General features: G+C 71.0%; 10 protein-coding genes and 1 pseudogene. 4 read left to right on the forward strand and 7 right to left on the reverse strand.

Annotation, left to right across the window (positions count from 1 at the left end; all coding sequences use genetic code 11):
- Positions 1-54: 54 nt before the first annotated feature.
- A complete protein-coding gene (locus OG870_RS20300) occupies positions 55-948 on the reverse strand; it encodes an LLM class F420-dependent oxidoreductase (protein WP_266583710.1) in 894 nt (297 codons plus the stop codon).
- A gap of 157 nt (positions 949-1105) precedes the next feature.
- On the opposite strand from OG870_RS20300, the gene OG870_RS20305 reads away from it, so the two are divergent.
- The gene (locus OG870_RS20305) at positions 1106-2647 is read left to right on the forward strand and encodes a CehA/McbA family metallohydrolase (protein WP_327691228.1); all 1542 of its coding nucleotides are present in this window, start codon (positions 1106-1108) and stop codon (positions 2645-2647) included.
- Between the two features lie 39 nt (positions 2648-2686).
- On the opposite strand, the gene OG870_RS20310 is transcribed toward OG870_RS20305, so the two are convergent.
- The gene (locus tag OG870_RS20310; protein ID WP_327691229.1) at positions 2687-3730 is read right to left on the reverse strand and encodes a saccharopine dehydrogenase family protein; all 1044 of its coding nucleotides are present in this window, start codon (positions 3728-3730) and stop codon (positions 2687-2689) included.
- 133 nt (positions 3731-3863) lie between these two features.
- Here OG870_RS20310 and OG870_RS20315 point away from each other — a divergent pair, with 133 nt between their 5' ends.
- The gene (locus tag OG870_RS20315; protein ID WP_266516347.1) at positions 3864-4799 is read left to right on the forward strand and encodes a helix-turn-helix domain-containing protein; all 936 of its coding nucleotides are present in this window, start codon (positions 3864-3866) and stop codon (positions 4797-4799) included.
- 37 nt (positions 4800-4836) lie between these two features.
- On the opposite strand, the gene OG870_RS20320 is transcribed toward OG870_RS20315, so the two are convergent.
- The gene (locus tag OG870_RS20320) at positions 4837-5208 is read right to left on the reverse strand and encodes a hypothetical protein (protein WP_266516350.1); all 372 of its coding nucleotides are present in this window, start codon (positions 5206-5208) and stop codon (positions 4837-4839) included.
- 696 nt (positions 5209-5904) lie between these two features.
- Between OG870_RS20320 and OG870_RS20330 the strand changes: the two genes are divergently transcribed.
- Positions 5905-6300 carry a nitroreductase/quinone reductase family protein gene (locus OG870_RS20330; RefSeq protein ID WP_266516353.1) on the forward strand — a complete coding sequence of 132 codons (396 nt, stop codon included), beginning with the start codon at positions 5905-5907 and terminating at the stop codon, positions 6298-6300.
- A gap of 15 nt (positions 6301-6315) precedes the next feature.
- Positions 6316-6508 (forward strand): annotated as a pseudogene (locus OG870_RS20335) (TetR/AcrR family transcriptional regulator C-terminal ligand-binding domain-containing protein); the annotation flags it as partial.
- A gap of 74 nt (positions 6509-6582) precedes the next feature.
- Here OG870_RS20335 and OG870_RS20340 read toward each other — a convergent pair.
- The 4 genes from OG870_RS20340 to OG870_RS20355 all read right to left on the reverse strand — a co-directional run bounded on the left by OG870_RS20340 (position 6583) and on the right by OG870_RS20355 (position 11962).
- Positions 6583-8064 carry an aldehyde dehydrogenase family protein gene (locus OG870_RS20340; protein ID WP_405626796.1) on the reverse strand — a complete coding sequence of 494 codons (1482 nt, stop codon included), beginning with the start codon at positions 8062-8064 and terminating at the stop codon, positions 6583-6585.
- A 5-nt stretch (positions 8065-8069) separates the two neighbouring features.
- Positions 8070-9800 carry an N-acyl-D-amino-acid deacylase family protein gene (locus tag OG870_RS20345; RefSeq protein WP_327691230.1) on the reverse strand — a complete coding sequence of 577 codons (1731 nt, stop codon included), beginning with the start codon at positions 9798-9800 and terminating at the stop codon, positions 8070-8072.
- Positions 9801-9927: 127 nt separating this feature from the next.
- Positions 9928-11046, reverse strand: coding sequence for an LLM class flavin-dependent oxidoreductase (locus OG870_RS20350; RefSeq protein WP_323178403.1), 1119 nt, complete (start codon positions 11044-11046; stop codon positions 9928-9930).
- Positions 11047-11191: 145 nt separating this feature from the next.
- Complete coding sequence (locus tag OG870_RS20355) at positions 11192-11962, reverse strand: SDR family NAD(P)-dependent oxidoreductase (RefSeq protein WP_266516359.1); 771 nt, start codon at positions 11960-11962, stop codon at positions 11192-11194.
- Positions 11963-12280 lie beyond the last annotated feature (318 nt).

Genomic DNA, 12280 nt, shown 5'->3' on the forward strand with positions numbered 1-12280 from the left:
GCGAGGTGATCAGGTCGGGCAGGCGCCGCCCGATCCGCCCTGGCCCCCCGCCCGTTACACGGTGTCACTGGCAGCGGGACCTCCGGCGACACGGAAACCCGGAGAACCCAGGGACCCCAGGGAGTCCAGCACCCTCAGCACCTCCGCCTCCCCCGCCGGCGGCAGCTGCACCACGACCTCCTCGATGCCGAGGTCCGCGTAGTGCGCGAGCTTGCCCGGGGTCGGGAAGACCGCGTACGGGACCACCTGCAGCGCCTCCGGGTCGCGGCCCGCCTCGGCCCAGGCCCTGCGGAGCACCGGCAAGGACTCCGACAGCCCGCGCCCGCCGATCGGCATCCAGCCGTCGGCGTACTCGCAGATGTGGGAGACGAGCTTGGGGCCGGCCGCCCCGCCGATGAGCGTGCGCGGGCCGACGACCGGGCCGCGCGGCTTCTGTACGGGCTTCGGGTACGCGGACGAGGCCCGCACGCTCCCGAACTCCCCCTCGTGGGCGGTCGGTTCCTCCGACCACAGCGCGCGCATCAGGGCCATCCGGTCGCGGACCAGATCGCGCCGCGTACGCCACTCCACTCCGTGGTCGGCGGCCTCCTCGACGTTCCAGCCGAAGCCGAGGCCGAGCGTGAAGCGGCCCGCGGAGAGGTGGTCGAGGGTCGCGATCTGCTTGGCGAGGTCGATCGGGTCGTGCTGGGCGACCAGCGTGATGCCGGTGCCGAGGCCGAGGCGCTCGGTGACCGCGGCGGCCTGGCCGAGCGCGACGAAGGGGTCGAGGGTGCGGCCGTACTCGGGCGGCAGCTCGCCGCCCGCCGGGTACGGCGTCACGCGCTCCACCGGGATGTGCGTGTGCTCGGGCAGATACAGACCGGCGAAACCGCGCTGCTCCAGCTCACGGGCGAGCCGGACGGGGGCGATGGTCTCGTCGGTGAGGAAGATCGTCACGGCGATGCGCATGTCCCATCTGTACCGGCCTGGAATCCAGATGTCCATACCGACCAGTCGGCCCCAATTACGGTCGGAATCCCCCCTGACCTCCGTGTACATGACATATCGTGGCGCCGATTCCCTTCCCGTTCACGGGAGTTCACGACCGGACCCGAAGGTGGCCCGTATGTGTGAGGACACGCACGGCATCGGGCGACGCGCTCTGTTCGTGACGGGCGCGGCCGCCGCACTTACGTTGGGAAGCGTGAGCTTCGCTGCGGCCGACGGCCAGGACCAAGGTGACCAGGGTGACCACGGTGACCAGGGCACCCGGAGGACGGCGACGATCCGCGGCACCCTGCCCCCGGGGTCGCCGGACTTCGTGTACGTGCCGGTCGAAGTCCCGTCCGGGGTACGGGAGATCAAGGTCGCCTACACCTACGACAAGCCGTCCGTCCCGGCCGGCACCCAGGGCAACGCCCTGGACATCGGCCTCTTCGACGAGCACGGCACCGACCTGGGCGGCCGGGGCTTCCGCGGCTGGTCGGGCGGGGCGCGCTCGGAGTTCTTCGTCCGGGCGGACGACGCCACCCCCGGTTATGTGCCCGGGCCCGTGCGGGAGGGCACCTGGTACGTGGCGCTGGGCCCGTACACGGTCGCGCCGCAGGGTCTGTCGTACGAGCTCACGATCACGCTGACGTACGGGGAGCCCGGCGAGACGCCGCGGCCGGTGTACCCGCCCTCACGTGCCGTCGGCCGGGGCCGGGCCTGGTACCGCGGCGACTGCCACCTCCACTCCTGGTACTCCGACGGGCGCCGCACCCCGGCCGAGATCGCGGCCCTCGCGCGGGCGGCCGGCCTCGACTTCATCAACACCTCGGACCACAACACGCACACCTCGCACCCCCATTGGGCCGGCGAGGCGGGCGACGACCTCCTCGTCCTTCTCGGCGAGGAGATCACCACGCGCAACGGGCACGTCGTCGCGCTCGGCACCGAGCCCGGCACCTTCGTCGACTGGCGCTATCGGGCCCGCGACAACCGCTTCGGCACGTACGCCCGCCGGATCCGCCGGGCGGGCGGCCTGGTGGTCCCCGCCCATCCGCACGCCACCTGCATCGGCTGCGGCTGGAAGTTCGGTTTCGGCGAGGCGGACGCGGTCGAGGTGTGGAACGGCCCATGGACGCCGGACGACGAGGTGAACCTGGCCGAATGGGACAACCTGCTGGTCGCGTCCGTGCGCGAGGGGCGCACGTGGCTCCCGGCCATGGGCAACAGCGACGCGCACCGGGACCCCGACGTCGTCGGACTCCCCCAGACGGTCGTCCTCGCCGACGACCTGACCCGGGAGGCGATCCAGGACGGCATCCGCGCGGGCCGCTCCTACGTCGCCGAGTCGAAGAACGTCTCGCTGTCCTTCACGGCGACCGGCGGCAAGGGGCAGCACGCGGGCATCGGCGAGCGACTGGAGGCCGGCCCCGACACCCCCGTCACCATCCGCGTGGAGGCCTCGGGCGCCCCGCGCTGCACGATCCGCATCGTCACCGACCAGGGAGTGCTGTTCACCAGCGACCCGCTGCCGGTCACCGGCTCCGGCACGGCGGAATGGCACACGACACCGGCGTACGCGGCCTACGCACGGGCCGAGTTGCGGCACGAGACGGCGGTGGGGCCGCTGCCGGGGGTGATGGCGGCGTTCACGAACCCGATCTTTTTGGGGCACCGGTGAGGTCGGGCGCGCGCCCGACGGCCGGGCGGATGGCTCGGGTCAGGCGTTCTGCTGCTGCGGGTGCAGGTCGAGTGTGATGTGCGGGTCGAGCGCGCGCAGGAAGTCGGGGGCGTCGAAGATCTCGCCCGCGGAGACGACGCCGACGGTCTTGGTGCGGCCGGTCAGAACGCGCTCAAGCGCCTCCGTGACGAGGGGCGCGGTGACGGCGTAGATGTCCTGGCCGCCGGCCGTGGCCCGGCGTTCGGCTCCGCCGGAGCGTACGACGACGTCGACGAGGAAGGTCTGGTCCGAGCGCCCGCTGTCGTCGGTGGCGGTCGGGGCCGGCGTGTGGGGGGCGGAGACGTCTCGGGCCGCATCGGCGGTCATGTAGGTGGTCACGTCGGGGATGGCGAGGTGCTGGGGGACGGTGACGACGTCCGCCATCGTGAACTCCCCGATCACCGGCCGGGGTCCCATCGGTTCCGGGAAGGTCCACTCCAGGGTGGGCGCGGCGTCGGTGCGGTGCTCCCACTGTCCGCCGCTGTAGCGCAGGCGGTGGTCGCCGCGTCGCTCGCGGGAGACCGCGCCCGAGAGCCGGGTACCGGCGGTGGGGTGCCAGTTGCTGAGCGCGTAGGCGATGTGTGCCTCGTCGGCTTCGGTCCAGTCGCCCATCGCCGCGGTGGCCAGCAGGTCGCCGAGGCCGCCGAAGAAGGCCATGGCCGGGACGACCACCGCTCCCGCGGCCCGGGCCCGCTCGCGGTAGTGGGCGAAGGTGTCGAGGTTGGCCTCCAGTTCGGCGGCCACGTCCAGGTAGGGGATCTTCGCGCGGAGCGCGGCCTCGATCACGGGGCCGACGGTCGAGGCGAAGGGGCCGGCGCAGTTGATGACCGCCGCCGTTCCCGCCAGGGCCCGGTCCAGCGAGTCCGGGTCGTCGACGGACGCCACCCGGGCCTCCAGCCCGTGCTCCTGGGCCAGCTCCGCCAAGGTCTGCGCGTTGCGCCCGGACAGCACCGGGACGAACCCGCGCGCGGCCAGTTCCGCGACCACGAACCGTCCGGTGTGACCGTATGCGCCGAACACCGTCACCAGCTGACCTGACCCCATGAGACCGACCCCTCCATGCACTCTCGAACGCCCGCTGCGATGTCGATCCGCTGCGGCCCGACACCCACAGCCTGCCCCTCCGACAGCACCCCGCGCGAGCGTCGGAAACGACACGCCGCGTACAGTTTCGGACATGCCCGCTGTTGCACTGGCCGTCACCGACGGCATGCTCCACTACGAACTGTCCGTGGCCGTCGAGGTCTTCGGAGCCGAGCTGACCCACGTCGTGGACCCCTGGTACGACTTCTCCCTCTGCGGGAGCGGCCCGGTGCACATCGGCCGCTTCCGCCTGGACCCCGACCACGGACTCGACCACCTCGCGCAGGCGGACACAGTGATCGTCCCCGGCTGGGCCGACACCGACCGCGAGCCGCCCGCCGAGTTGGTCGAGGCGGTGCGTGCGGCCCACGCGGCCGGTGCCCGCGTGGCCTCACTGTGCACGGGCGCCTTCGTCCTGGGCGCGGCAGGACTGCTAGACGGCAGGCGCGCCACCACACACTGGGCCCACACTCGGGAACTGGCCCGGCGCCACCCGGCGGCCACCGTCGATCCGGACGTCCTCTACGTCGACAACGGCGACGTCCTCACCTCCGCGGGCAAGGCCGCCGCCATGGACCTGTGCCTGCACCTGGTCCGCCTCGACCACGGCTCGGCCAACGCCAACAAGATCGCCCGACGCCTGGTGGTGCCACCCCACCGCGACGGCGGCCAGGCCCAGTTCATCGCCACCCCGCTCCCCGCCCCGGGCAACCACCCCCTGGGCCAGCTCTTCCCCTGGGCGCTGGAGCGGCTGGACCAGCCGCTGACCGTGGAGGACCTGGCCCGCCAGGCCCGTATGAGCTCACGCCACCTCGGCCGCCACTTCAGGCACCTCACCGGCACCACGCCACTGCAATGGCTCCACACCCAGCGCATTCGCCACGCCCAGGAACTGCTGGAGACGACCGACGCCACCGTGGACACCATCGCCGCGGCCACCGGCATGGGCACCGCCACTACCCTGCGCCGTCACTTCCACCGCAGCGTCGGCGTCCCACCCGACACCTACCGCCGCACCTTCCGTCCCTGAAGGAGCAGTTGCGAGAAGGTCGACGGGTGGGCGCCACTCAGCACTGGGGCAGCAGGTCTTGAGCGCGCCAGAAGTCCGCGTCGGTCAGGTTGACCATGTTGACGTACACGTTGGTGTGGCCGGTGTCATCGTCGGTGCGGAGCCAGGCACCAGAGGTGTGGTCGTTGCCCTGGTACCAGTCCCCGGCGGTCCAGCAGTAGAAGTAGTTGCGACCTGCGTAGAGCGTTCCTGCGTGGCTGTGCAGGTTGGGCTGGTAGTGGGTCCACTGGGTGACGGAGGTTGTCAGGTAGACCTTGGCTCGCGCCTGCGCGGGGGCTGCCTGCGCAGGACCGGCGCCGGCGATGGCACCGACCAGACCCGTAGCGGCCAGCAGACCAATGAGACTGTGGCGAAGGCGATGCTTGCGCATGTACTGGTTCTCCCTGAGGTGAGCACTGGATAGCGGTGTCATCTGTAAGCGATGCGCCGAGCGGCTGATCGGGCCCGACCAACGACATCGGCGTGCGGTCCGCCCCCGTCCCGAACCGCACGCCGTGGTGTTTCCTGCACCATCGTGCTCACGTGCCACGCACCGGAACAGCTCACGAACCGTTCACGTGTGACCGGTCGCCGGCATCGACGACCTGCTCGCGCGTCTTCCAGCGCCGTCATGACCTCAGGCGTTCCTGATCAGGACGCGATGCCGGTAGGCACGGACCACGGCCGCGGCGCCCACGAAGTCGTTGGTGGGGGGCGCGCCTGTGGCGCTGAGTCCAGATCCGCCACCGCCGCCGCATGGTCCGACGGTCACACCCCGTCGACCGGCCTGTCCCCGACCCGCCCTACGCCTCACACGGTCCCGACCCCGTCGGGTCCGGCCGGGCCGCGCGCGAAGAGGTAGTCGATACGGGCGCCGGGACCCCGACCGGCAACACCGCGAGGATCGCCTTCTGCTGCTCCGCCCAGGGACCGAACCGCCACCACAGGTTCCAGGTCACGACCCGCATCCGCCGACCGCCCGCCTTCCTCGCGCGCGCGTGGGAGACCATTGCAGCAACAGTTCGGGACTCGGACGTGCTCAGAAGTGAACCCGGGTCTCCTCGGATGCGAAGGAGTCGTACGGACCATGCCCCGCCCCACCGGCCTGCGCCACCGCGCCACCACCGCCTTCCAGCGTCACGTGGCCAACCCGTTCACGCGCCGGATGCCCCTGCAGACCCTGCTGGAGACCACCGGCCGGACCTCCGGACTGCCCCGCCGCACCCCATTGGGCGGTCGCCGGATCGGCGGCTCCTTCTGGCTGGTCTCGGAGTTCGGGGAGCTGTCCCAGTACGTCCGCAACATCAAGGCCGACCCGAGGGTGCGGGTCCGGATCCGCGGGCGCTGGCACACCGGCACGGCCCACCTCATGCCCGACGACGACCCGGTGACCCGTCTGCGCACCCTGCCCCGCAGCAACAGCACGGCGGTACGGCTGCTGGGGACGAACCTGCTGACGGTGCGGGTGGATCTGGACGACTGAGCGTCCGGTCCGACCGTCGGCAGGGGCGAGGTGCCTGAGGGCACCGATGTCCACGAGGTGATCCGTGCTGTCTCCGCAGCCCTCTACTACCGGCCTGCTGACCACCTGCGACCGCCTCGACGTAGCCGCCGCGGACCAGGCCGCCGAAGCCGCCGCGGCCGCGGCGCGTGCGGGAGCGTACGTGCGGGTCGACGAAGGCCGTACGTGACCGGCTTCCCTCATCCGCCGCCGAGCGCGGGTCACCGCGCGGGCTTGTCTCGGCGACCCCCTGACGGCCCGCGCCTACCCCGGCCACACGATCGCCTGCACCTCGCTGTACGCGTGCAGCGCGTACGACCCCACGTCCCGCCCCACCCCGCTCTTCTTGAACCCCCCGAACGGCGCCTCCATGTTGCGCCCGACGGTGTTGACGCCGATCCCGCCGGCCCGCAGCCGCCGGGCCACCCGGAAGGCGCGGGCCACGTCCCCCGACCAGACATAGTCGATGAGGCCGTAGTCGCTGTCGTTGGCGAGCGCGATGCCCTCGTCCTCCTCGTCGAAGGGGATGACCACGAGCACCGGTCCGAAGATCTCCTCGCGGGCCACGCGCATGTCGTTGGTGCAGTCGGCGAGGAGGGTCGGGGCGACGTGGAAGCCGCGGTCGTACGGCGGGCGTTCACCGCCCGTGACCAGCACTGCGCCTTCCTTGCGGCCCAGTTCGACGTACGACTCCACCCGCTCGCGATGGGCAGCGGAGATCACCGGCCCGACCACGGTGTCCGGCTGCCGCGGGTCCCCCACCTTCAACCGGCGTGCGTACGCGGCCAGTTGCTCGACGAGACGGTCGTAGACCCCGCGCTGCGCCAGGACCCGCGTCGGTGCCGTGCAGATCTGCCCGCTGTAGAAGGAGAAGGTGGTGCCGATGCCCGCCACCGCCGAGGCCACATCCGCGTCGTCGAAGACGAGCGCGGCTCCCTTCCCGCCCAGCTCCATCAACTGACGCTTCATGTCCCGCCCGCAGGCCTCGGCGATGCGCTGCCCGACCGCGGTGGAGCCGGTGAAGCTCACCATGTCGACGTCCGGTGACGCGACGGCCGCCTCGCCGACCGAGGCCGAGCGGCCGGAGACGACGTTCACCACACCCGGCGGCGCCCCCGCTGCCTCCAGCGCCTCCGCCATGCGGTAGACCGACAGGGGGTCCTGCGGGGCGGGCTTCACCACGACCGTGTTGCCCATGGCGAGGGCGGGGGCGATCTTGCCGGCCGGGTTCGCCCACGGGTTGTTGTACGACGTGACGCAGGTGACGACCCCGACCGGCTGCCGCACGGCCAGCGCCCCCATCACGCTCGCCTTCCCCGCCCCCACTGCCTTAAAGGCGTGGGAGGTGCCCCCAGCCGCCTCGTTGACCTGCGGCGGGATCGCCCACTCGGCGGGCTCCACACGTGCGTACCGCCGGAACCGGGCCACACCCACCCCGACCTGCATCGCCCGCGCCGTCCCCGTCGTGGCACCGGTCTCGGCCTGCGCGAGTTCGGCGTACGGCGCGAACCGGCTCACGATGATGTCCGCCGCCCGCCCGAGGACCGCCGACCGCTCCTCGGGCGAGGTCCTGGACCACGGCCCGAAGGCCTCGCGGGCCGCGGCACACGCCGCGTGCACCTGATCCCGCGAGGCCTCCGGAGCCCACCCGACGGTCTGTTCGGTCGCCGGGTCGACGACGGCGTAGTGCCCGTCGTCCGGCTCGACCCAGGCGCCACCGACGAACAGCGGCTGCCCGTCGGTCACTTCGCTCACCGGGTGCTCACCGTCCTGGTGTCCCGCCCGGACCTGAGCACCTTCCCGGGTACGGCGCCGCTCACCACGTCGTCCCGGATCGCCTCGACCCCGTTGACCCACACGGCCCGTATCCCGATCGCCCTGGCGTCGAGCCGCGGGCTGTCACCCGGCAGGTCGTGCACCAGGGTGGCCTGGCCCGCGTCGATCCGTTCCGGGTCGAAGAGCACCAGGTCCGCATGGAAGCCCTCCTCCACCCGTCCCCGCTCGCGCAGCCCGAACAGCCGCGCCGGATCGGCGGTCAGCATCTTCACCGCCTGCTCCAGGCCGACCAGCTTCCGCCGGCGCAGACAGTCACCGAGGAACCGGGTCGTGTACGGCGCCCCGCACATCCGGTCCAGATGCGCGCCCGCGTCGGAGCCGCCCAGCATGACGTCCTCGTGCTGCCAGGTCTCGGCCCGCAGCGCCCAGGACGCCGGGTCGTTGTCGGTGGGCATGGGCCACAGGACCGTACGCAGGTCGTCGGCGGCGCAGATCTCGACCAGGCACTGGAAGGGTTCCAGGCCCCGCTCCTCGGCGATGTCCCCGACCACCCGCCCGCTCAGCCCTCGGTTCGCCTCGCTGTAGGTGTCGCCGATGACGTACCGCCCGAAGTTCGCGAGCCGCCGGAAGACGCCCGCCTCCTTGGACCGGGCGCGGAGCAGCATCTCGGCCCGCACGTCCGCGTCCCGCAGCTTCGCGATCCGCTCCGGGACGGGCAGCCCCAGGATCGGGCCCCAACCGGGTATCAGGTTCAGCGCGCAGAACGTGCCCAGGGACATGTTCATCGGCGTGAGGATCGGCATGGTGAGCGCGACGATCCGACCGCCCGCCTTGCGCGCCTGCTCGCTCGCCAGCAGCTGCCGGGGTACGCGCTCGGGGACGGCGGCGTCGATGGTCAGGACGTTCCAGTTCAGGGGGCGTCCCGCGGCCGCGCTCATCTCCGCCAGCAGGTCGATCTCGGCGTCGCTGAACTGGTCCAGGCAGCCCGCCACGATCGCCTCGATCTGCGTGCCCTCGTGCTCGCCGACGGCACGTGACAGCGCGAGCAGTTCCGCCGGCTTCGCATGCCGGGAGGCGACCGGCTGCCCGTCGCCGTCGGAGTGGGTGGACGACTGGGTGGTGGACAAGCCCCAGGCACCGGCGTCCATCGCCTCATGGAACAGGCGGAGCATGGCGTCCAGTTGCTCGTCGGTCGGTTGCCCACCGACGGCGTCCGGCCCCATCACATACCGCCGCAGCGCACAATGCCCCACCATGAAACCCGCGTTGACGGCGATCCGCCCCTCCAGGGCGTCCAGATACTCCCCGAAGCCGTTCCAGCTCCAGGGCGCCCCCTCCTCCAGCGCGACCAGCGACATCCCCTCGACCTTGGACATCATGCGGCGCGTGTAGTCGGCGTCGTCCGGGCGGTCCGGATTCAACGGTGCCAGCGTGAACCCACAGTTCCCGGCCGCGACGGTCGTCACCCCGTGGTTCAGGGACGGCGTGGCATACGGATCCCAGAACAACTGGGCGTCGTAGTGCGTGTGAGGATCGACGAAGCCAGGGGCGAGGACGAGCCCGGCGGCATCCTCCGTCGTCCGGGCCTCCTCGGTGATGATCCCGACGGCGGCGATACGACCGTCCCGTATCCCGACATCGGCGGTGAAGCCAGGCGCGCCGGTCCCGTCGACGACGGTCGCGCCTTTGATGACGTGATCAAGCATGAGGGTGCCCTCCTCAAACCTCCGTTGCGCCGGCCTACCTGTCTTCAGGGGCGCGGGGCTGTATCGATATGCGGCTCCGCCGCGTGCGGGCGACCGGCCACAGCGCACCCGCACCCGCCGACGGCGATCAGACGGCGGCCCGGAACCGCGAAGTCCGATGAACGGGATCCGTATCGATCTTCGGAATCACGTGCTCCCCGATCAGCCGAATCGTCTGCAACGTCTCCTCCTTCGGCACCCCCACCGGCAACCCGAAGCTCAGCTGATCGGCCCCGGCCTGCTCCCACCGCTTGCACTGCGTGAACACCTCGTCGGGATCACCGCAGATCAGCAGCTCCTCCTCGATGAGCAGCTCCACGAACTCCGGCGTGTACTCCGGCAAGGTCTCCGGCCACACCGGGAACCCCTCGGGACGGGGAAACGTGTCGTGGTACCGGAACACCAGCGAGGGGAGGTAGTGCAGCCCCCCGTGCACGGCGATGTCGATCGCCTCGGCATGGGTCGGCGCGCAGATCGCCGTCGTCGTCACCATCACGTTGTCGTTGACGAACTCGCCGACCGGCTCCGCGTTCACGACCGCCGTCTTGTACTGCTCCAGCACCCACTCCATGTCGGAGACCTTCTGGATGCTGAAGCCCAGCACTCCGAGCCCCTTGCGGGCGGCCATGGCGTACGACGGGGGCGACCCGGCCGCGTACCACATCGCCGGGTGCGACTTCCCGTACGGCTTCGGCAGGATCTTCCGTGGCGGCAGCTGCCAGTGCTTGCCCTGGAAGCCGACGTACTCGTCCTGCATCCACATCTTCGGGAACTCGGCGATGGTCTCTTCCCAGATCTCCTTGGTGTAGTTCATGTCCGTCACGCCCGGAATGAACCCGAGGATCTCGTGCGAGCCGGCCCCGCGCCCGCTGCCGAACTCGAAGCGGTTGCCGGTGAGATGGTCGAGCATGGCGACCTTCTCGGCGACCTTCACCGGGTGGTTGACCTGGGCGAGGGGGTTGAAGATCCCCGAGCCGAGGTGGATGCGCTCGGTCGCGTGAGCGAGGTACCCCAAGAACACATCGTTGGCGGAGAGGTGCGAGTACTCCTCCAGGAAGTGGTGCTCGGACGCCCAGGCGTACTTGAAGCCCGACCTGTCCGCCTGGATGACGTACTCGGTCTCCTCCATCAGCGCCTTGTGCTCGGCGAGCGGGTCGGTCTCGGCGCGCTTGCCCACGTATCCCTGTACAAAGAGCCCGAATTCCAAGGCGGGTCACCATCCCTACATTCCTGACGCACCGTCAGATTCCCTGCCGCCCGACTGTTGCACCGCCCGCACGCACCGTCAATAGCTGACGGCCAGTCAGATAGTGGCGGGACGACCGGCCCTGAAGACCGACCCCGGCGACCGGTCAGAAGACCGACACGCCCGCCAGCCACCCCCCGTCGATCACGAACGGCTGCCCCGTGATGTACGAGGAGTCGTCAGCGGTCAGGAACAGCGCGAGGCGAGCGACCTCCTCCGGCCTCCCGATCCGCCCGAGCGGCACGAGCTTGCGGTACAGCTCGTCCAGGGCCCGGCCCGTCTCCGCCGCGTCCGCCGCCGGGTCCAGCCGGGCCGGGTTGGACATGGCGGTGTCGATGGCGCCGGGGCACATGGCGTTGACCCGGATGCGCCGGTCCGCGAGTTCCAGGGCGGCGACGCGGGTGAGGCCGAGGATGGCGTGCTTGGTGGCGGCGTACGTGCCGACGGCAGCCATGCCCGTCACAGCCGTGTAGGACGCGGTGTTGACGATCGTGCCGCCGTCCTCCATCACCGGCGCGACGGTCTTGATGCCGAGGAAGCAGCCGACCTGGTTGACCCGCACGACCTGCATGAACTCGTCGAGGGGTGTGTCGAGGAGGGAGTTGAAGCGCAGGATGCCGGCGTTGTTGACCAGTCCGTCGACGCGGCCGTACGCGTTCTTGACCGTGCTCACGGCGGACCGCCACTGGTCTTCCTCGCCGACGTCCAGGTGGACGTACCGGCCGCCGATGTCCCGCGCCAGGGCCTCGCCCTGTTCGTCGAGGACGTCGGCGACCACGACCTCGGCCCCCTCCGCCCTGAACAGGCGGGCCTCCTGCTCCCCCTGTCCGCGCGCCGCGCCGGTGACGATGACTACGCGTCCGTCGAGCTTGCCCATGACGGCCCCCTTCTACATGGTGGACACGGTGGACTCGGCATCGTAGCGCCATATCTGACGGAACGTCAGGTGTCAGATGCGCTGCCTGTCGTGACCGGGAACCCGAGGAGACTGACGTCATCCGCCTGCTCGAAGACCCTCAGGCCGCACGCCGACCCGGACCACCCTCGGCCGGAACCCGCCCGGCACATGGCCGAGCAGGTCACCAAGCAACTGAAACCGACCGACTCACCAGGCTTGACACGTTCCGCGTCTCGTGGTCGACGAGGACGAGGCCGCCACCATCCGAGTTCTCCGCGTGCACGGGCGGGCTCGGCC

Origin of the sequence: Streptomyces sp. NBC_00461 (assembly GCF_036013935.1) — a bacterium.
In the GTDB taxonomy this organism is placed as follows: Bacteria; Actinomycetota; Actinomycetes; order Streptomycetales; family Streptomycetaceae; genus Streptomyces.